Annotated in this window: 19 protein-coding genes; 3 read left to right on the top strand and 16 right to left on the bottom strand. The window is 27.6% G+C overall.

All coding sequences use genetic code 11. The annotated features are described in order from the left end of the window. Positions 1-49: 49 nt before the first annotated feature. From nagE to ABCP60_RS01885, 12 genes are all read right to left on the bottom strand, one after another. Positions 50-1,489 carry an N-acetylglucosamine-specific PTS transporter subunit IIBC gene (gene nagE / locus ABCP60_RS01940; protein WP_343101090.1) on the bottom strand — a complete coding sequence of 480 codons (1,440 nt, stop codon included), beginning with the start codon at positions 1,487-1,489 and terminating at the stop codon, positions 50-52. A 96-nt stretch (positions 1,490-1,585) separates the two neighbouring features. Continuing rightward, positions 1,586-2,074, bottom strand: a complete 489-nt coding sequence (locus tag ABCP60_RS01935; protein ID WP_092926642.1) for a PTS glucose transporter subunit IIA — start codon at positions 2,072-2,074, stop codon at positions 1,586-1,588. A gap of 221 nt (positions 2,075-2,295) precedes the next feature. Next, positions 2,296-2,892, bottom strand: coding sequence for a TIGR04100 family radical SAM protein (locus ABCP60_RS01930; RefSeq protein WP_092926644.1), 597 nt, complete (start codon positions 2,890-2,892; stop codon positions 2,296-2,298). 16 nt (positions 2,893-2,908) lie between these two features. After that, positions 2,909-3,430 (bottom strand): TIGR04002 family protein, encoded by a 522-nt coding sequence (locus tag ABCP60_RS01925; protein ID WP_092926646.1) that lies wholly within the window; start codon positions 3,428-3,430, stop codon positions 2,909-2,911. A gap of 157 nt (positions 3,431-3,587) precedes the next feature. Then, positions 3,588-3,797, bottom strand: a complete 210-nt coding sequence (locus tag ABCP60_RS01920) for a hypothetical protein (RefSeq protein WP_092926648.1) — start codon at positions 3,795-3,797, stop codon at positions 3,588-3,590. Between the two features lie 294 nt (positions 3,798-4,091). After that, a complete protein-coding gene (locus ABCP60_RS01915; protein WP_092926650.1) occupies positions 4,092-5,360 on the bottom strand; it encodes a HAMP domain-containing sensor histidine kinase in 1,269 nt (422 codons plus the stop codon). Beyond that, positions 5,344-6,009 (bottom strand): response regulator transcription factor, encoded by a 666-nt coding sequence (locus ABCP60_RS01910; RefSeq protein WP_092926652.1) that lies wholly within the window; start codon positions 6,007-6,009, stop codon positions 5,344-5,346. Before ABCP60_RS01910 ends, ABCP60_RS01915 begins: the two co-directional genes overlap by 17 nt. Before the next feature lie 135 nt (positions 6,010-6,144). Further along, the gene (locus ABCP60_RS01905; protein WP_092926654.1) at positions 6,145-6,354 is read right to left on the bottom strand and encodes a cold-shock protein; all 210 of its coding nucleotides are present in this window, start codon (positions 6,352-6,354) and stop codon (positions 6,145-6,147) included. Between the two features lie 210 nt (positions 6,355-6,564). Further along, entirely contained in the window at positions 6,565-8,844 is a 2,280-nt protein-coding gene (locus ABCP60_RS01900; protein WP_343101089.1) for a heavy metal translocating P-type ATPase, read from the bottom strand. 276 nt (positions 8,845-9,120) lie between these two features. Beyond that, a complete protein-coding gene (locus ABCP60_RS01895) occupies positions 9,121-9,759 on the bottom strand; it encodes a hypothetical protein (RefSeq protein WP_343101088.1) in 639 nt (212 codons plus the stop codon). Next, complete coding sequence (locus ABCP60_RS01890; protein ID WP_092926660.1) at positions 9,759-10,433, bottom strand: hypothetical protein; 675 nt, start codon at positions 10,431-10,433, stop codon at positions 9,759-9,761. Before ABCP60_RS01890 ends, ABCP60_RS01895 begins: the two co-directional genes overlap by 1 nt. A 124-nt stretch (positions 10,434-10,557) precedes the next feature. Then, positions 10,558-11,229: a PspA/IM30 family protein gene (locus tag ABCP60_RS01885; protein WP_092926662.1), complete on the bottom strand. Its 672-nt coding sequence runs from the start codon at positions 11,227-11,229 to the stop codon at positions 10,558-10,560. Between the two features lie 225 nt (positions 11,230-11,454). Between ABCP60_RS01885 and ABCP60_RS01880 the strand changes: the two genes are divergently transcribed. Next, positions 11,455-11,979, top strand: coding sequence for a 2'-5' RNA ligase family protein (locus ABCP60_RS01880; RefSeq protein WP_343101087.1), 525 nt, complete (start codon positions 11,455-11,457; stop codon positions 11,977-11,979). Positions 11,980-12,618: 639 nt separating this feature from the next. Here ABCP60_RS01880 and ABCP60_RS01875 read toward each other — a convergent pair. Continuing rightward, a complete protein-coding gene (locus tag ABCP60_RS01875; protein WP_343101086.1) occupies positions 12,619-12,810 on the bottom strand; it encodes a DUF1450 domain-containing protein in 192 nt (63 codons plus the stop codon). A gap of 230 nt (positions 12,811-13,040) precedes the next feature. Here ABCP60_RS01875 and ABCP60_RS01870 point away from each other — a divergent pair, with 230 nt between their 5' ends. Both ABCP60_RS01870 and typA read left to right on the top strand, forming a co-directional pair. Further along, the gene (locus ABCP60_RS01870) at positions 13,041-13,649 is read left to right on the top strand and encodes a GPR1/FUN34/YaaH family transporter (protein ID WP_092926668.1); all 609 of its coding nucleotides are present in this window, start codon (positions 13,041-13,043) and stop codon (positions 13,647-13,649) included. A gap of 401 nt (positions 13,650-14,050) precedes the next feature. After that, positions 14,051-15,874 (top strand): translational GTPase TypA, encoded by a 1,824-nt coding sequence (gene typA, locus ABCP60_RS01865; RefSeq protein WP_092926670.1) that lies wholly within the window; start codon positions 14,051-14,053, stop codon positions 15,872-15,874. A gap of 79 nt (positions 15,875-15,953) precedes the next feature. Here the strand turns inward: typA and ABCP60_RS01860 are convergent, their stop codons facing one another. From ABCP60_RS01860 to ABCP60_RS01850, 3 genes are all read right to left on the bottom strand, one after another. Next, entirely contained in the window at positions 15,954-17,261 is a 1,308-nt protein-coding gene (locus ABCP60_RS01860; protein ID WP_092926672.1) for an APC family permease, read from the bottom strand. 31 nt (positions 17,262-17,292) lie between these two features. After that, the gene (locus tag ABCP60_RS01855) at positions 17,293-18,027 is read right to left on the bottom strand and encodes a gamma-glutamyl-gamma-aminobutyrate hydrolase family protein (protein ID WP_092926674.1); all 735 of its coding nucleotides are present in this window, start codon (positions 18,025-18,027) and stop codon (positions 17,293-17,295) included. Positions 18,028-18,409: 382 nt separating this feature from the next. Further along, positions 18,410-20,425, bottom strand: a complete 2,016-nt coding sequence (locus ABCP60_RS01850) for a sigma 54-interacting transcriptional regulator (protein WP_092926676.1) — start codon at positions 20,423-20,425, stop codon at positions 18,410-18,412. Between the last annotated feature and the right edge of the window lies 1 nt (position 20,426).

Below are 20,426 nucleotides of genomic sequence, written 5' to 3'. Positions count from 1 at the left end.
TAAAATTCACTATATTATAAATAAGGATACCTAAGTTTAGATATCCTTATTATTTTCTAAGACTTTCATTTATTCCATCAGCTACGAATTCAACTTTCGTACCAACTATAACTTGAGCACTAGTCTTGTTTAATTTAACAACACCTTTTGCTCCCAATGATTTTAAACCTCTTTCATTCATTTTATCAGTATCAACTAATTCTAGTCTTAGGCGAGTTGCACAGTTTTCTACCTTAATTATATTATCATCTCCACCTAGATATTCTATATATTTTCTAGATATTTCATCTTCACTAGTTACTGCTACTTCACTATTTTGTATTGGATTTGAACTAAGTTCATCATCATCTTCTCTACCTGGAGTTGGTAAGTCTAGCTTAACTATTAAGAAGTAAAATACTACAAAGTATAAAGCACCAATTCCAAGTCCTACTAGTAATATATATATTGGATTAGTAGCTAAGTTAAAGTTTAGTAAATAGTCTATCGCTCCTGCTGAAAATGTAAATCCATGAAGTACTCCTAGAGAATCTGTAATAAACATAGATATTGCTGTAAGTATTGCATGAGCTACTAATAATGCTGGTGATAAAAATATAAATAAAAATTCAAGTGGCTCTGTAACACCTGTTAATAAAGCTGTAAGTCCTAAAGAAAAAAGCATACCTGCTACTGCTTTTTTCTTTTCTTTCTTAGCTGCACAGTATATAGCAAATGCTATTGCTGGTAAACCAAACATCATTACTGGGAAAAATCCTGCCATAAAGTGTCCTGCTGTAGGATCTCCTGCAAAGAATCTGTTTAAATCTCCTGTTGTCCCATTAAAGTTTCCTAATTGGAACCAGAAGAATGAATTAAATACATGATGAAGTCCCATTGGTATTAATAGACGATTAAAGAATCCATATAATGCTGCTCCCATAGCTCCAAACCCTGCTATAGCTGCTGATATATCTCCTAAAAAAGCTTGAATACTAGGCCAAACTATAGCTAAAGGTATAGCTACTATAGCTGATATTAATCCAGACATTATAGGAACTGCTCTTCTTCCACCAAAGAATGCTAAAAATTCTGGCAGTTGAACTTTTCTATATCTATTATATGATAATCCACCTATTAAACCTGCTAGTATACCTCCTAAAAATGATATATTTAATGTTGATGCTATTTCTGGTGCAAAATTTATACCCCAGTATTTAGTAGTAACATTAGTTAAAGTTAAATAAGATATAACACCTGCTAGAGCTGATGCACCATTTTGATCATCAGATAAGCCAACTGCAACTCCTAGTGCAAATAATAATGGTAAATTATCAAATAATGCAGACCCTGCTGCTCCAAAAAATGGAAGTACTTGAGACATAAATGGCACTGCATACAATGCTTTTATTACATCAGGTTGTCCAATTCTTAGCATAATACCTGCTATTGGTAGTGCCGCTATAGGTAACATAAGTGATTTACCTATACGCTGTAAAAATTTAAGCATATAATTTCCTCCTGTTGATGTCATTATTTATTTTAATTTAATTTTATTACATATAAAAGGTCCTTAGATATATCTAAAGACCCCCCTATTTGTTAGTTATTTAACTATTTCTATTCTATTTTCTTCTTTAGCTTCTACAGCACCTGTTACAATTTTTACAGACTGTCCATCTTCTAAACTAGTAAATATTATAGGACTTATATCCGATGTTGCATTATTTTTTATAAAGTCAACATCCATTTTCATTATTTTATCTCCTGCTTTAACTTTATCTCCAACATTTGTGAATATCTCGAAACCTTCACCTTTTAAATTCACTGTATCTATTCCTAAATGTATAAGTAATTCTAAACCATCATCAGTTTTTAACCCCATAGCATGTTTAGTATCAAATATCATCTCAACTGTTGCATCTACTGGTGATACTATAACCCCATCATTTGACTTTATAGCAAATCCATCTCCCATAATCTTGTTGGAAAATACCTCATCTGGTACATATGATAACTCTAATATTTCACCATTTGTAGGCGATAATATAATACTGCTTTTATTTTTCTTTTTGAAGATATCAAATATTCCCATTGCTCTTTGCTCCTGTTCTTTTGTTAATTTAATTTTCTTTTTAGTTGTAGTTTACCATAAATACCGTCAAATTTTATACTTTTTTTATATTTTTTTTACTTTTTATGAAATATTCCCCATTGAATTTAAATTTATATTTTAATACTTATTTATTATTATATATACTAAAAAACTATAAAAATAAATTTATTTTTATAGTTTTTTAGTGTACTCTAAGTATTTTAATTTTTATTTCTTACTTTTAAATCTATTCCAAGCTTATTTGCTAACACTTTTGACATTTCTATTTCTTCTTGCGATATTTCATCTACAACGGAAAAAGCTACTTCACTTATATACTCTTTACATTCTTTTGCAAAATTTATCATATATTCAAATGATACTTCCCCGTATTTAGGTCTTGTAACCTTTGTATAAACCTCTTTATTTGGAGCATTTAAGCTAATTGATATAGAATCTATATTATCCTTTAATAGTATTGCTGTTTTCTTTTTATGAATCAAATCACTTAAACCATTGGTATTAACCCTAACTTTTACATTACTTTTTTCTTTTATAAACTTACTAATTTCTATTACTTCGTCTAGTCTAACTAAGGGTTCTCCATATCCACAAAATACAACTTCATTATAATCGCTTAAATTATAATTTTTAAAAGCTTCCTTTATTTCGTCAATACTTGGTTCATGTTCTAGCCATAAACTTCCACTTTTTTCAATTTCATCCTTCTCATCTCTTATACAAAATATACATCTACATGGACATTTATTAGTTAAGTTTACATAAAGACTATCACCTATTGTATATAATATATTCATATCTATCTCCTTTTTATTAAAATTTTTTCTTTATTTCTAATTTATCAAAAGTACTTCCAATTAATAAAAACACTATAAAGCTTCCTATTGGTTGTACAAAACCTACAAGAGACAATACAAATGCACCTACAAATGTACCTGATATAATTCCCCCTGCTATCATATATAAAAACCATCCTACAAATCCCGCAATAAAGCTTCCTATTATATTTCTTTTAGTTATTATTTTTTCGCTATTTGAGCTTATAAATAATACTAATATTGGCTTTATTATTATTGTTGGTATTAGCCATATAGCTGCACCACTAACTAAATCTGCCATTCCAGCTCCTATTGCTGCACAAATCATTGCGTAAGGAGTAGGAAGTATAGCTGCTGCTAAATATATAAATGAATCCCCTATATGAACATACCCTCCATTAGCTCCTACTGGAATATGTAATATATATGCTGTTGTTAAACAAACTAGTGCGGCAAATAAAGATGATGTCACTAAAAATTTTGTTTTAGTTTTACTTACTTCATTCATTCTATCCATAATTATTCCTCCACTTTTAATGAATCCTAATTAAATATTACTACCTAACCCATACAATTTCCATATATGGATCTTAAATATATAATAAATATAAAATGTAATGATACAATTTTATTTAAATATTAAAAGAGCTAAATAATTTAGCTCTTTTAGGTATTTATTTATGTTCTTTTTCCATTTGTTTTTTTAAATTTTTAGCAAATTTTTTTTCTTTATATCTTTCCATTCCATCTTCCACTTGATTTTCCATATTAGCCATAAATCCTAGTACATTTTCTTTTACATCTTCTGCTTTTTCTTTAGCTCCATCAAGTCTTTTTTCCATATCATTTTTCATATTATTCATATAATTTTTCATAGTAGTCATATATCCTCCTTTATTTATATTATTTTTTGCATTTTATTAAAAATTATTACTTTCTTTTTTTGTACAAAATCTAATTTATTATTTTATAAATTATACATTTTACTTACAATTAAAAATATCCCCTATATAAAATATAGGGGATATAAATAATGGCAACCCATAGGAGGATGTGAGGGAGTGTTGCCATTATTTTAGGGTATTATATTATGGTTTTTAAGCTAGTCTTTCTATACTTATATATTAACTTTTTAATATGAATTTAATATGAGTTTTAAGTGAATGAACTTTGAAAGTTTAATTAAACTCTATAGTAAATATTACTGAATTCTCTTTATTTTTTATGTTATGCTTAAATCCATGACTTTGAAGTATTTTACTAACTAAATATAACCCTAGCCCACTTCCTCCAGTTTTTCTAGATCTTGATTTTTCTACTCTAAAAAATGGCTTAAATATCTCATTTAGATATTTTTTATCTATAGTAATGCCTGTATTTTCGACTTCTAAATATATTTTTGAATCAGTTTTTCTTCTAGCAATTTTTACACTTTTAGTGTACAGCTTCACTATTATAGTTTCTTTATTTGGTGAATATTTTATAGCATTGTTTATTATATTACTTATTGCTTTTTTTATTCTATCTTCATCACATTTTACATACAAATCTTTTTCTATATCTATTACTGTATTTAAATTTTTATCTTCTATTAAAAATGCTTGTCTTTTTATTATATTTTCAACCATATTGCTTAAATTAACAGTATCTAAAGTCAAATCAGTTTCTAATATTTCACATTTTGATACTTCTATCATCTCATTTACCAATTCTTTTAACTCTTGTGTAGTATCATATGATTTTTCTAAATATAAATCTCTATCTTTATATTTCCCTATATTATAAATCATACCTTCTAGTTGTCCACTTATTATAGTTATTGGCGTTTTTAGTTCATGAGATATAGTAGCTATAAATTCTTTTCTTTTATTTTCAGCTTCTCTTTCAGTTTCTATTATATCTATCAAAGGTTTAGTTATTACTTTTGTATATATGTATGCACCTATTATAGCTATTAATATAGCTACCCCTATAATATATGGCATAAGATTTCTTATAACCTCAGTAGCTTCATCTATAGGCTGAAGCGGCATTACTATACTTAAATTATATGGGAGTATTGAATCTTTAGTATATATAGTAATATTCTTAGGGTATTCTCTACTATTATTTATTATATATTTACTATGATTAAGTATTAATAATTCTGTTCTACCATAAATTCTTCTTCCACTTTGGTTAGTTAAAAGAACAGATAGATTTTGACTCGCTTCTAGTTGATGTAGCTTCTCTTTTAATTCATCCGTTGTATAAAATACTGATTCTTTCTTAAGTCGTGCTACACTTTTTTCGAAATTCCCTATTTTATACTCATAATAATATGTTGGTAATAAAAAATATAAGATTAGGTATATTATTATAGCTAATGCTAGTAATAACCCTGTTGTTATTGTAAATAGTTTATACTTTATATTTAATTTTTCCCATTTACTAAATATCTTTTTCAAGAGTATATCCTATACCTTTTACTGTTTTTATATATGGTAATACTATTTTTTTTCTTATATTTTTTATATGTGCATCAACTATTCTTGTATCTCCATAATAGTCATATCCCCATATACTATCTAATAAACTTTCTCTAGTTACCACTTGTGGATATTTTTCTATTAAAGTCTTAAGTATATTAAATTCCTTTAAAGTAAGTTCTATAGTTTCTTCTTTTATTTGTGCTGTATACGTATTTAAATCTAATTTTAAGTCTTCAAAGATTAAACAGTCACTACTAGTTTGTGATGTCCTTCTAAGCACTGCTTCTACTCTTTTTATAAGTAACTTAAATGAAAAAGGCTTTGTTATATAATCATCACACTCTAAATCAAACCCTTTTATCTGATCTGATTCGTCAGTTAATGCTGTTAAAAATATTATAGGTACATTTGAATTTTTTCTAATCATTTTACATACTGAATGTCCATCTAAATTTGGCATCATAATATCAAGTATTATTAAATCATATTCTTTTTCCTTAAACTTTTGTATACCTTCTACTCCATCATTAGCTGAGTCTATTTTATATCCCTTAGAACCTAAAAACTCAACTATGAGTTCTTGTATATCTGAATCATCTTCAATAACTAATATAGATTCACTCATTTTATCAACTCCATTTGATCTTTATTTATATTTAATTTTATCATAATTAATTTATAACTATATGAATTTTTTATGAAGTATATAATTTTTTCCGTAATTAAAAATAAGGAACTATCAATTGATAGTTCCTTATTTTTATAATTTGTGTACATTTATAGCTGACATTCCTTTTGGAGCCTCTACCATATCAAAGCTAACTTCTTCACCTTCATGTAAATTCTTTTCATCATTTTCTTCTTTTATATTTGTAAAGTGAACAAATACGTCTTCACCAGTATCACAAGTTATAAAACCATATCCTTTTACACTATTAAACCACTTTACTACACCGTTGAACTTTGCCATTTTGTCTACTCCTTTAATATTATTAATTAATAATATTATTTCTTTACTTATATATTTTATACTATTAACTCTTTAAAGTTCATCTTGTTTTGATTTACTAATACCAAATAATAGCTTGCCTAATTTACAAACTTTATTTTCATCATTTTACACTATTTTAAATTAATTTTTTATAAACTAAAAAGAGTTACTTAAGGTAACTCTTTTTTATTATTTGTATGTTTTAAAGTTTTTTAGTCTAAGTGCATTACTTACTACTGATACTGAACTTAAACTCATAGCTGCTGCTGCAAACATTGGATTTAGTAGCGGTCCTCCGAATATATAAAGTAGCCCTGCTGCTATTGGTATTCCTATTGTATTGTATCCAAATGCCCAGAATAAGTTTTCTTTTATATTCTTAATTGTCTCATTACTTAGTTTTATTGCATTACATACATCAATTAAATCACTTTTCATTAAAACAATATCTGCAGATTCCATAGCCACATCTGTTCCATTTCCTATAGCTATACCTACGTTAGCTTGTGCTAGTGCTGGTGCATCATTTATACCATCTCCAACCATAGCAACAAACTTACCTTCATTTTGAAGATTTTTAACTACATTTGATTTATCTTGAGGTAATACTTCTGATACTACTATATCTATTCCAACCTCTCTAGCTATAGCATTGGCAGTCTTTTTATTATCTCCTGTTACCATAACTACTTTTATTCCCATTTCATGTAATTTGTCTACTGCTTTTTTACTATTTTCTTTAACAGTATCGGCAACTGCTATTATTCCAGCTATATTATTTTCTATAGCTATATACATAGGTGTTTTTCCTTCTTGTGCTAACCTATCAGATTTTTTATGTAGAGATTCTAGACTTATATCTCTACTTTCCATTAATCTTTTATTACCAAGTAATATATTTTTATTATCTATGTTTACTTCTATACCATGTCCTGGTATAGCTTTAAAGTTTTTAACTTCTACAAATTTTATTCCTATTTCTTCACCATACTTAACTATAGCTTCCCCTAATGGATGTTCTGATGTTTTTTCTGCACTTGCTGCTATTTGTATTATATATTTTTCATCTATATCATCACTTACTATAACATCTGTTACTTTTGGCTTACCTTCAGTTATAGTTCCTGTTTTATCAAATATTACAGTATCTACTTTATGTGCAAGTTCTAAAGCTTCTCCACCTTTTATAAGTATTCCATTTTCTGCCCCTTTTCCTGTACCAACCATTATAGCTGTTGGTGTTGCAAGTCCTAATGCACATGGACAGGCTATAACTAATACAGATATAAATATTGTTAAGACAAACTCTAAATCTTTATTTCCAAATAGAGCCCAAGCTGCTGCTGACACTATAGCTATTATTATAACAACTGGTACAAAATATCCTGATACAGTGTCTACAAGTTTTGCAATCGGTGCTTTTTTACCTTGTGCATCTTCCACTAATTTTATAATTTGAGATAAAGCTGTATCACTACCTACTTTTTCTGCTTTAAATTTTATACTTCCATGCTTGTTTATACTAGCTCCAGTTACCTTATCACCAATATTTTTTTCAACAGGTATACTTTCCCCTGTAAGCATTGATTCATCTACTGATGTAGTACCATCTACTACAACACCATCTACTGGTATCTTGCTACCTGGTTTTACTATTATTATATCTCCAACTTCAACTTCATCTATTGGTACTTCAATTTCTTTATCACCTTTTAATATAAGTGCAGTTTTTGGTTGAAGTCCCATAAGTTTTTTTATTGCTTCACTAGTTTTTCCTTTTGATCTTGATTCTAAATATTTCCCAAGTAATATTAAAGCAATTATTATTCCCGCACTTTCATAGTATAACTGATGATGTCCGTGAGACATTTGTCCATTATAAGTTGCTATTTTAAATGTTGTATATACACTATATAAAAATGCTGCTGATGTACCTATTGCAACTAGAGAATCCATATTAGGACTTTTTGTTAGTAATGCTTTAAATCCATTTACATAGAATTTGTACCCAGCTCCCATTACAGGTATAACAAGTAACATTTGAATTAGTGCATAATTTAAAGGGTTTGTATTAGGATTTATTATGCTTGGTACTGGTAATGGACCAAAAGGTTTTGTTATCATAGGTCCCATCGCTATATAAAATAGTGGTATAGAGAATCCTACAGCTATTATAAACTTAGTAAATAAAGTTTTCATTTCTTTTTCTTTTCTTAATTTATCTTCATCTATTTGATTTTTATCTTTATTATTCTCTAATACTTCATATCCTGACTTTTTAATAGCTTCTTCTAATTTAGATAATTTAATCTTGCTTGGATCATAACTTATTGATGCTATTTCTGTAGCTATATTCACACTTGAACTTTCTACTCCATCTAATTTCTTAGTAGCTCTTTCAACAGCTTTTGCACATGCTGCACAAGTCATTCCTGTGACTTTATACGTTTTTGTAATTATATTACCCATGTCATTTGGCTCCTTTATTTTTTAATTATATTTTTTCTATACCCGGTATAGGTATATTAAAACATTTTTTATAAGTCTATAAATTTTTAAGTGCTATCACTTAACAAATAAAAAATATACTTTCCTAATATCATAATAATTTCCTCTTATACTTAAAATATCCATTTTATAACCTATTTTTTATCAATACTTTTATACTAAAAAATCCTTATCTGTAAAAAAATAACCTATGTATAGACTTATTATCTACCATAGGTTGTTTTTTCTTTACTAATATTAATCTCCGTCTCTTCTATTTTTTATAAAATCTATTGCTATATATAACACTACTACTATAGTTAATATAACTACTAGCTTTACTATCCACGAGCTCATTGAAAAACTATAAAACATTCTTCCAAAAGGATTAAATCCTCCGCTATAATATCCTCCTCCAAATATAGGCCTACTTGATTTAGGCTCATCATAGTCATAATATTTTTTATTGGTATTAGAATTATTTTCATTACTTTCATTTTTAGGCTTTGTAGAAAAACTTCCTGAGTCTGGTTTTATAGTGCTATTTGATTTGCTATCTGTTTTACTGTCTATATTGCTGTTATCACTTGGCTTAGTCGTAAAGCCTCCTGAATCTGGCTTTATAGTACTTTGTGGTTTGCTACTTTTACTGCTCTTTAAGCTACTACTTGGTTTACTAGAAAAACTACCAGAACTTGGCTTTATACTCTTTGGCTTAGAGTAACTTTTACTAGAACTACTTGAATGAAAAGAGCTCCTACTTCTTGAGTAAGCTACTTCACCTAAATCTTTCCCATAGGCCTCTGATTTTATCATTGAGAGTGAATTAAATGTAACTAAAAACGTAAATAAAGCTACTAATAATAGGGGAAATAATCTTAACTTATTTTTCTTCACTATACTGTAAGCCCTAGTTCTATAAATTTATTATTAAGTCTTATAAGTTCATCTTGACTATCATCAACTATTACAGAATCATAATTTTCTTCCCCTTTAAATTTAGAGTATCTTAATAAATGTTGATTATCATAGTCTTTTGAATCAATTAAATATACATATCTAAATATATTGCTATCACTTTTTTCTATTAAGTATCCTGCTACATTAAATATTATTTCTTTATTACCATCGTATAAAGTCACAGTTTCCTTTGTTTTAGTAAATGCATCAGTTTTTTTATCACATCCATATACATATTCTTCTTCTCTACAATTTAAACAAGAATTAACCATGCAATTTGATGCACAATTTATACACTTACATTTGCTACACTTTTGTAGTTTATCTATATCCCTTTTTTTATCTATAGTTAAATAATTATTAATTTTTGATTCTATATCATCACTTTTACTGAATAATTTTTTAAAAAAGCCTTTATCTTTTTTACTTTCACTTTCTAATCTATCTAAAAAGTCCATATAATCTTTTAATGTTTCAACTTTATTTATAAATGTTCTTTTATTTAATTCATTTTCATCTAACATTTGTCTTAAGTCATCATAAGAAAACATTATATCTGAGTAAATCTTTTTATATTTGTCTTTTTCGCTTTGTATTATTTCATTTGCCATAACTTTGCACCCCTTACATTAACTAATAAAAAAAATTTGCTTCGTCTATATAACCAACTTTTATGATTTGGTATTTAAACGAAGCATTCATCTACAAATATTTAAATAGATTAATATAATCTACTTATTTTTTCATTTGTTCTTTTATTCTTTCTAATTCTTTAGCTACTTCATCATCAACTGATGGAGAACTACTTATATATTCATCTAAAAGTTCATCTTCGTCTTTAGGTTTTAAATCTTCTAATGCTTTACCATAGCTTTCCTTTTGAGCAACTTTCTTTTCTAGTTCATCTAAGTTTATACCATGATCATCATTTAAACCAGCTAATGTCTCATTTATATCATTATTTATTTCAGCAACATCAAGTCTTGTAGCTAATTCTTGCTTTTTAGATTTCATTTTAGATATTTCTATTTCTAAGTCTGATATTTTATTTTTTACAAGTTGTATTTTTTCATCTTGTTCTTTTATTCTAGCTTCTGTTTGAGTTAATTTTCCTTGAAGTTCTAATTTTTGTTTTACAAAGTTTTGCGCTTTTTCATTGTCTTCCTTTTGTATAGCAACTTTAGTGGCTTCTTCATATTTATCTATTTTTTCTTGTATATCTTTTTTCTCATTTCTAATTCCATCTACTGATGCTATAAAGTTTGCACATTGTTTTTTAGCATCTTGTAATAACTTTTCTTTTTTAGTTATAGATAGTTCTAACATTTCAATTGGATTTTCATGCTTATCTAACGCTTTGTTAGCCTTTGCATCCACTATATTTTTTAGTCTTTTAAAAAAGCTCATTTTTCATCCCATCCTTTTATTATTGTGATTATACATTGATAATCATAACCTTATAATATATTGTATATTTATATATAACATGTGTCTATACTATAATTGGTATAAATACTGTAACCTTTTAACTTAATATATAAATATATGTTGTATTTCATTTTATAATATTTATATGAATTCTTTATGAAATATTTGTTAAAAATTAGTATAAATATACTTGGAGGTAAACATTTGAGATATGTAATAGTTAGTGTTTTAAAAAAAGATGCAGGCAAATTTAATAACACTTTAAGAAAGGATGTCTTTGATAAGTTTGGTGTTAAATCTTCTAAACTGCCTGCTCACTTTACTATAAAATCCCCTTTTGAAAGTGATGATATTTCGCAATTAGAAAAAACATTAAATATATTTTCTAATTCTAATAATGCTACACCTTATGAAATACATGGATATGATCATTTTGATGATCGAGTTATATATATGAAAGTTTTTATGAGTAATGATGCTAAATTTGTTCATGATAAACTTATAGATGAACTTTCCTCTATAAATTATATAAACTTTGATAGCCATGATGGTAAGGATAAAATATTCCATGTTACAATAAGTTCTAAAAAAATAAAAAATAAGTTTAATGAACTGTGGGATTATGTAAATAATATCCCTTGTGATTTCTATTGCAGTTTTGATAATATTTCAATATATAAGTGGATAGATAATAATTGGATACTTCACAAAGAATATATTCTCAAATAAATATATTTTTATATAAAATTCCCCTTTAAAAAATAAAGGGGAATTTTATAATTATATACATTTTCTACTTTTTAGGATTACCAACCCTATCTACTTCACTACTTTCGTATAAGTTTACTATCGTATTAAACCCTTTTTATATCTTAAAGTATATATTATCTATTGATAGATTCATATTCATTCTTGCACTTTTATTTTGTAGTACTACAAATTGATCAACATTTGAAGTTTTAGTAGAGCTACATCCTACCAACATAAGTGACGAGATAAATGTAATTCCAAGAACTGTTTTTGCCTTCTTTGTTCATATTACCCACACTAATATTTCCCATGTTTTTGTTTTAATTTATATTGTATATTTATAGATAGATTTTTTTATCGATTTTCTGAATTATATATATATTAATTAATTTATATATATCCCTTTCCTTTTATATATGATAAAAAATTTACTTCGCCTAAGCGACGTGTCAGAGAAACACTTCGTGTCGCCAATGACTTCCTCCGTTGCTCAAAATATCTTTTTTTCGATCAACTAAACTTATTGGTATTACTTGACTACAATAATTATACACAGTTTTTAAAGTATCATAATTTCCTTAAGCATAAAAAAATACCATGATTAATCATGGTATTTTTTTATTTTTTTATAATATCAAATAGCTCTTTTTCTGTTTGCTTTATAACAAGATTTCCATTAATCTTAGCTACAGCCTCTTTTGAATACATTCTACAAACACCTATACATCCTGTACTTACATTTTCTCCTCCAGCTATTTCTTTTAATTTATTAACATCAACGTTTGAGCAATATGGACACACTCTAATCATTTTCATTCTCCTTATTTAATTAATTATTTTAAATTATTATTACCCTATAAAAATATACAGTAAACATTTGTATATTTTTATAAATTTTATTCAATTTGAATTTTTTTGAATTTTCTCTTGCGTTTTTGTCAATAAAGATGTTATTATAGTTTAGTCTTTGTTATGAATAAAGTATATTGTATACAAAGATGAACTTATATAATTATAAATAAATTTTTTTGGAGGCAATCATGAACGAAACTAAAGTTAAAGTTGTAACTGCTGATCCTTCAGCATTAGGGCTTTTTGGATTAGCAATGATAACATTAGTTGCATCATCTCAAAAGTTAGGATTAACTTCTGGTGTATCTTTTGTTATACCATGGGCAATATTTTTAGGAGCATCTGCCCAATTAATGGCAAGTATAAACGATTTTAAACATAACAATACATTTGGAGCTACTGCATTTGGTGGATATGCATTTTTCTGGTACTCAGTTGGATTAGTATGGTTAATTCAAAATGGAGTATTTGGACAAGCTTTAGCTTCTACTATAGATGTTAAGCAATTAGGTTTTGCATACTTAGGTTACCTAATATTTACTTTATATATGACTATAGGCGCAATGGAGACACATAAAGTATTATTTATAATATTTGTACTTATAGACTGCTTATTTATAGGGCTTACTTTAAGTTCATTCGGTATAATGTCAGAAGCAACTCATACATTTGCTGCATACTCAGAAATGCTTATAGCAGTATTCTCATTCTATGGTTCTGCTGCTTCAGTACTGAATGCTCATTTTGGAAGAGTATTTTTACCTGTTGGTAAGCCATTTGGAATATTCAAAAAATAATTTAATATTAACTAAGATTTTTAAATTTATATTATAATAATTTTTAGACATATTTTAGACATTAAAATCCTACCTATATATATAGGTAGGATTTTTTCATTTAATTAATATTTTTTTATTTGTATTTATTGATTTTCTCATTGTTATTTTCATTAAACTTAAAAATGCAATCTAAATTCTATTCAAAACTTTTAATACATATCTACCCTTTACCACAAACATTTTCCCTTAGATAAAAAAACTAACTTTTATTTTTTATCTTTAAAATTAACTTTAAATTATTTTTTTTTACATAAAATATATTCATTGTTATACTTTTATTTTAAGTTTTAGTATCTTGTATACACAGTTATACTGTGCTATACTAAATAAGTTATTTTAATGCGAAAGGAGCATATTCAATGTCAAAAAACAAAATAATAAACATAGCGGTTATAGCCCACGTTGATGCTGGTAAGTCAACTTTAGTTGATGCTTTCTTGCATCAATCTGGAACATTTAGAGATAATGAAGTAGTTAAAGACTGTGTAATGGATAGTAATGACCTTGAAGCAGAAAGAGGTATAACAATATATTCTAAAAACTGTTCTATAAACTATAAGGACTACAAGATAAATATAGTAGATACACCAGGACATAGTGACTTCTCTTCTGAAGTTGAACGTGTTATAAAGACTGTTGATACAGTTATATTACTAGTTGATGCTAGTGAAGGACCAATGCCTCAAACAAGATTCGTTTTACAAAAATCTTTAGAAGCTGGACTTAGACCAATACTTTTCATAAACAAGATAGACAAGCAAGATCAAAGAGCTGAAGAAGTTGTTGATGAAGTATTTGACTTATTCGTTGACTTAAACGCAACTGATGAGCAATGTGAATTCCCAATAATATACGGTATAGCTAAACAAGGTATAGCTAAGAAAGAAATGGACGATGAAAGTACTAACTTAGCTCCATTATTTGAAACTGTTGTTGAACATGTTGAAGCATACCCTGATTACAGTGAAGAACCTCTTCAATTACAAATATCTGCACTTGCTTATGATGACTATGTAGGTAGACTTGGAATCGGTAGAGTTTACAAAGGAACTATAAAAAATGGTTCTCAAGTTTCTATATGTAAAGCTGATGGTTCAGTAGCTAAAGGAAGAATATCTAAGCTTACAGTTTATGAAGGATTAAACCAAGTTGAAAAAGATGAAGCTTATGCTGGAGATATAGTTGTTATAGCTGGTATAAGTGATATATCTATAGGTGAAACTATATGTGATAGTGACAATCCAATTCCAATGGAAATGATACACATAGAAGAACCTACTTTATCTATGAACTTCTTAGTTAATGACTCTCCATTCTGCGGAAAAAGTGGTAAGTTCGTAACTACAAGACACTTAAAAGATAGATTAGACAAAGAATTAGAAGTTAATGTTGGTCTTAAAGTTGAGCCATTAGACACAACTGATGGATACAGAGTATCAGGACGTGGAGAGCTTCACTTATCTATCCTTTTAGAAAACATGAGACGTGAAGGATACGAAATAGGTGTTTCTAAACCAGAAGTTTTATTTATAAAAGAAGATGGTAAGTTATTAGAGCCAATGGAAAGAGTTATAGTTAACTGTCCAGAAGTTTACTCAGGAACTGTGATAAATAAATTAAACCTAAGAAAAGCAATGATGGAAGCTATGGAAATAGAAGGTGACTATGTTAAAATAACATTCATCGCTCCAACAAGAGGATTACTTGGATACAGAAGTGAATTCATAAACGATACTCGTGGAGAAGGTTCTTTAGTTAGATCATTTGAGAGATATGAAGAACATAAAGGTGAAATACCTGGAAGAACTAACGGAGTTTTAATAGCTCAAACAGCTGGTACTACTATGGCTTATGCTCTTAATGCATTAAGCGAAAGAGCTCAAATGTTTGTTGACCCTGCTGTTGAAGTTTACGAAGGTATGATAATAGGTATGAACTCTAGAAAAGATGACATGACTGTTAACCCTTGTAAAAATAAGAAATTAACTAACGTTCGTGCTTCTGGTACTGATGAAGCAGTTAAGTTACAAGCTGCTAGAACATTCACATTAGAAGAAGCTTTAGAATTTATAGAAGATGATGAGTTAGTTGAAATAACTCCAGATGCTATAAGACTTAGAAAGAAATTCTTAAATGAGCATGATAGATTAAAATACAACAAATCTAGACAAGCTAATAAATAGTTTATAAAAAGAACACTTTAGTAATTCTCTAAAGTGTTCTTTTTTATATTTCTAAAATATTAATTCTAGATACTATTTATTATTCAACATTTTTAACTTTATACACTTTAGTCATATAGAAATAGAATGGTACAGCTATTAGTAATCCACCTAGTCCCCATACTATCTTCATAGGGTCACTAATTCCTGCTTCTATTAATAGCCATAAACTAATTAATACTGCAAATATTGGTACAAATGCTCCACCTGGTATTCTAAATCTTACTTGCTTATCTTTATATTTCTTTCTAAATACTAATACTGCTATACATGTTGGTATATATTGTATAAATCTAGATATAACACTTATTTGTAATAAAAATTTAAATGAACCTGACCAAGCTATTAAAAGAGTTCCAACAACTGTTATTATTATTGCTATATATGGAGCACCTTTTTTATTATTTTTAGCTATGCACTTTGGAACTAATCCTTGTTCAGCTAATGCAACCCCTGATCTTGGTGTTAAGAAAGATGCTGCTATATTTATACCACCAACAGATATTACTGTTCCTATTGTTATTATATAAGTTCCAATATTACCTACCATTGATTTAGCTGCATCTGCTACAGGTGTTGCTGCTCCACTTAACTTAGGGCCTAATACACCAACACTTATAGCTAAAACAAACACATATACAATTGATACTATTGCCATCACTGTAATTAAAGCTTTTGGAACGTTTTCCCTAGGATTTTCCATATCCTTTGCTGCAACTGCCAAAGATTCAAATCCTGTAAATGCATAAAATAATGATATTGCAGCTGCAACAAATGCTGTTGTTGTAGCTTCACCAGATGGTACAATTACAAACGGTTTAAAGTTACCACCTTTTACAAAGAAAATTCCTACAACTATAAAGAATATTAATGGAACAAGTTTACCTATAGTTATTATATCATTTAAAACTTTTGATGCTTGTACACCCATTATGTTTACTATTCCAAGACCTATTAATACTACACCTATTATAACATTTTTAGTAAATGGATCTGCTGCTTGAGGCCAAACAGTAGAAATCGTTATTGCAAAAAAGTTTGCCATAGCTGCCCAAGCTATCATACCTATAGCCCACTTCATAAATCCAACTTCAAAACCTATAAATTGACCAAACGCTTCCTTAGCATAAAGATATGGTCCACCATTTTCATCAAACCAACTTCCTGCCTCAGCAAAACAAAGCGCTATAGATACTGCAAGTACTGTACAAAATACTAGTACAACAATACTTGCAGGTCCTATCATTTTATATGCCTCTCCTGGCAATCCAAATATACCTGAACCTATGATTGAGTTAATGCCTAGAAGTACTATACTCCAAAAACCTAATTTTTTACTACTTTCCATAGTCTTCCTCCACCAAAATATATATTTATAATTATTTAGTTGCTTCTGTTATTAATGCCTTAAATAGCTTTTGCATGATAGGATAATCCTTTGTCATCATTTCTGGATGCCATTGAATTCCTAATACAAATTCTTCTCCTTCTTTTTCTATAGCTTCAATTACTCCATCTTTAGATTCTGCACAAACTATATATCCATTAGCTAACTCATTTACAGCTAAATGGTGAAAACTATTAACATGTATCTCACTTTCTCCTAATATATTATGTAACTTCGTACCTTCTCTTATTATGGCTGTATGTGTAGCTACATTTGATAAATGACCTTGATTATGTTTTATATAACATCCATCTATTAGAGATAAGTCTTGATATAAGCTACCTCCTTCACATACATTTATAACTTGTTCTCCTCTACATATACCTAAAATTGGCTTCTTCATTTCTAAGGCATATTTTAATAATTTAAAATCATAAGCATCTCTTTTAGGTAATATTCCACCTAATTTTTGATGTGGTTCTTCTCCCCAATTTAAGGGATTTACATCATGCCCTCCAGATAAAATAAGAGCATCTATATTTTTTACTTGTTCTCTTATTATTTCATCATTATAAACCATTGGAACTATGTAAGGTACACCCCCACACATAGCGACTGATTGAACATAGTCATTATTTACATATGCTCTTTCGTATCCTGGAAACATTCCTCCTTCATCTATTATAAGGCTACCTGATATACCTACTATAGGCTTTTTGTTTGTCATAAATTAATGCACTCCAATTCTTCTATTATTTTTAGATTATAACTATAATCTTTTGTACATCAATTACTTTAAGCAAACACTATGCCAAATTTGTATTTTATTTTTTTATATTTAGATATTTTGTATAATTTTTAAGTCCATTAACTTAATATATTTTTTAATTTTATACATTTTCAGATGTTCTTCTAATAAAGGTATACACTCATTTTATGAGTTAATTTAGTCTAGTTTCATGAATATTTTCAATAGAAAAATAGCAATAATCATAAAAATTTTTTCAATATTTGTTTTAGGAAAACTTTTACTTTACTTATTAAATAATACATAATGTTAAAATATATTTATAGGTTAAATAGGCAGTTAAATCTGCCTACTTAACTGCCTATTTTAATAACTTAAGCACCTCTATTCCCTTTTGACTTAATTCGCTTCCTTTCCTACCACTTTTTGATACTACAATATTTCTTCCTTTTAATACTTCTAATATATGTCTAATTTCACCTTCACTTATTAGTATATCTTCTTTTATAAGTTCTTTAAGTATAGCACTTCTTCCTAATGATTTATTTAAGTCATTATGATTTTTGATACATTTCATTACCTTTACTGTCTTTTCTAAAGATGTTCTATTTTTTATATAATCTATATCTTTTTTATAATCCTTTTTTATATTAGTTAGATTATGAGGTAAATCATTTGTAGTAACTTCATCTTTTGATGCCATAGTATCTATATACATAGCTGTATTTCTTAACTCTCTTATATTACCTGGCCAATCATAATCATTTATTATAATTTTTACATCTTCACTTACCTTAATTTTTCTTTTTATAAAATGTTTAAGCATCATATCTATATCTTCTTTTCTCTCTCTAAGTGGAGGTATGTGTATAGGTAATACATTTATTCTATAATATAAATCTGCCCTAAACTTTTCTTCTTTTATCATTTTAAGCAAATCTCTATTTGTTGCTGCTATTACTCTAACATCAATATCTATTACGCTTTGTCCTCCAACTGGCATAATTTGATTTTCTTGAAGTACTCTAAGTAACTTAGTTTGAAGATACATAGGCATATCCCCTATTTCATCTAAAAATATAGTTCCATTATGAGCTTGTTCAAATAGTCCTTTTTTACCACCTTTTAATGCACCAGTAAATGCTCCTTCTTCGTATCCAAATAACTCACTTTCTAATAAATTTTCAGGCATAGCAGCACAGTTTATAGCTATAAAAGGTTGTTTACTTCTATTTGAATCATTATGTATAGACTGAGCTAACAACTCTTTTCCAGTTCCACTTTCACCAGTTATTAAAACTGTATAATCTGATTTAGATATCTTTCTGGCTAACTTTTTTGTATTTTCCATATTTATAGAATTAGTTTTAATATCATCAAAAGTATATCTAGCTACTTGACCTTTATCTTTAAGAACTTTACTTAAATTTTGTTCTAATTTTTTTATATAAGTTACCTCTTGTATACAAAAATATGACCCTATATTTTTACCAAAGCTATTTATTGTGTGCTTGTTTATTGTTATATACTTATCTTTATATTTAATAACATTATCATCTTTTGTCTTATCTTTATTTAATATATCTTTTAATTCTTTATCATCTAAATTTTTAATGTTTTTACCTATTATATCTTCTTTTATATCTAAAATATTTTTCACACTTTCATTAAGGACTTTTATAATACCTTCATTTGAAAGTAATATCATACCATTTTTAGATAACTTTATAATAGATTTTAGCTCATCATTTTCTACTGTAAGATTTTTATAGGTATGATTTATTCCTGAATGTATACTAATAACTTCTTCAGAGTATTTTATTAGTCTTTGTGTTACTTCTTTTTCATCGATTTTTAGTTTGGTTATTATTTGTAGAAATGTAGATATGTCTATAAATCTATGCCCTATATCAATTACTTCTTCTATATAATCAGGAACTAAGTGTGTTTCACCAGGAGTTACACAAACTTTAATATCCTTGTATTCTTTTTCTTTATCATAGGGAATTAAATTTAAGTGATTTATACCTATGTGGTATAGCATGGATATAGTTTCAAGTATTGTTTCCTTGTTATCGTTTACAACTAACACATCTATATTTTTAGGTAGTGAAAACAGTCTGTATATATCTTTTTGCTTTACACTTCTATTTATTATTATTATTTTCTTGCTATCATCTATATAATTTTTTAGTTTTATAGACCTATCTCTAAGCATGACAAGAATTATATCATCATCGATTTTTTGACCTTTTTGTAGATTATTAAAAAAATAATTGTTTATTTTTAATTTGTCTTTGAATATCATCTTTATATTGTTGTTTAAAAAGACCTCTAATGTGGATAATCCATCTGTAACTATACCTATTGTTTTCATA

Source organism: Romboutsia sp. MSSM.1001216sp_RTP31141st1_G3_RTP31141_220114 (assembly GCF_039031195.1).
GTDB lineage: Bacteria > Bacillota > Clostridia > Peptostreptococcales > Peptostreptococcaceae > Romboutsia_C > Romboutsia_C hominis.
Note: the sequence above shows the minus strand (reverse complement) of the source record. Positions and strands in the feature narration are given on the sequence as shown.

What these genes read in the sequence shown, in the direction of transcription:
- typA (WP_092926670.1), top strand. Translation starts at nt 14,051, where the DNA reads ATGTCAAAAAACAAAATAATAAACATAGCGGTTATAGCCCACGTTGAT.
- ABCP60_RS01850 (WP_092926676.1), bottom strand. Translation starts at nt 20,425, where the DNA reads ATGAAAACAATAGGTATAGTTACAGATGGATTATCCACATTAGAGGTC.
- ABCP60_RS01875 (WP_343101086.1), bottom strand. Translation starts at nt 12,810, where the DNA reads ATGATTAGAGTGTGTCCATATTGCTCAAACGTTGATGTTAATAAATTA.
- ABCP60_RS01935 (WP_092926642.1), bottom strand. Translation starts at nt 2,074, where the DNA reads ATGGGAATATTTGATATCTTCAAAAAGAAAAATAAAAGCAGTATTATA.
- ABCP60_RS01905 (WP_092926654.1), bottom strand. Translation starts at nt 6,354, where the DNA reads ATGGCAAAGTTCAACGGTGTAGTAAAGTGGTTTAATAGTGTAAAAGGA.
- nagE (WP_343101090.1), bottom strand. Translation starts at nt 1,489, where the DNA reads ATGCTTAAATTTTTACAGCGTATAGGTAAATCACTTATGTTACCTATA.
- ABCP60_RS01930 (WP_092926644.1), bottom strand. Translation starts at nt 2,892, where the DNA reads ATGAATATATTATATACAATAGGTGATAGTCTTTATGTAAACTTAACT.
- ABCP60_RS01890 (WP_092926660.1), bottom strand. Translation starts at nt 10,433, where the DNA reads ATGGCAAATGAAATAATACAAAGCGAAAAAGACAAATATAAAAAGATT.
- ABCP60_RS01910 (WP_092926652.1), bottom strand. Translation starts at nt 6,009, where the DNA reads ATGAGTGAATCTATATTAGTTATTGAAGATGATTCAGATATACAAGAA.
- ABCP60_RS01900 (WP_343101089.1), bottom strand. Translation starts at nt 8,844, where the DNA reads ATGGGTAATATAATTACAAAAACGTATAAAGTCACAGGAATGACTTGT.
- ABCP60_RS01925 (WP_092926646.1), bottom strand. Translation starts at nt 3,430, where the DNA reads ATGGATAGAATGAATGAAGTAAGTAAAACTAAAACAAAATTTTTAGTG.
- ABCP60_RS01870 (WP_092926668.1), top strand. Translation starts at nt 13,041, where the DNA reads ATGAACGAAACTAAAGTTAAAGTTGTAACTGCTGATCCTTCAGCATTA.
- ABCP60_RS01885 (WP_092926662.1), bottom strand. Translation starts at nt 11,229, where the DNA reads ATGAGCTTTTTTAAAAGACTAAAAAATATAGTGGATGCAAAGGCTAAC.
- ABCP60_RS01855 (WP_092926674.1), bottom strand. Translation starts at nt 18,027, where the DNA reads ATGACAAACAAAAAGCCTATAGTAGGTATATCAGGTAGCCTTATAATA.
- ABCP60_RS01860 (WP_092926672.1), bottom strand. Translation starts at nt 17,261, where the DNA reads ATGGAAAGTAGTAAAAAATTAGGTTTTTGGAGTATAGTACTTCTAGGC.
- ABCP60_RS01920 (WP_092926648.1), bottom strand. Translation starts at nt 3,797, where the DNA reads ATGACTACTATGAAAAATTATATGAATAATATGAAAAATGATATGGAA.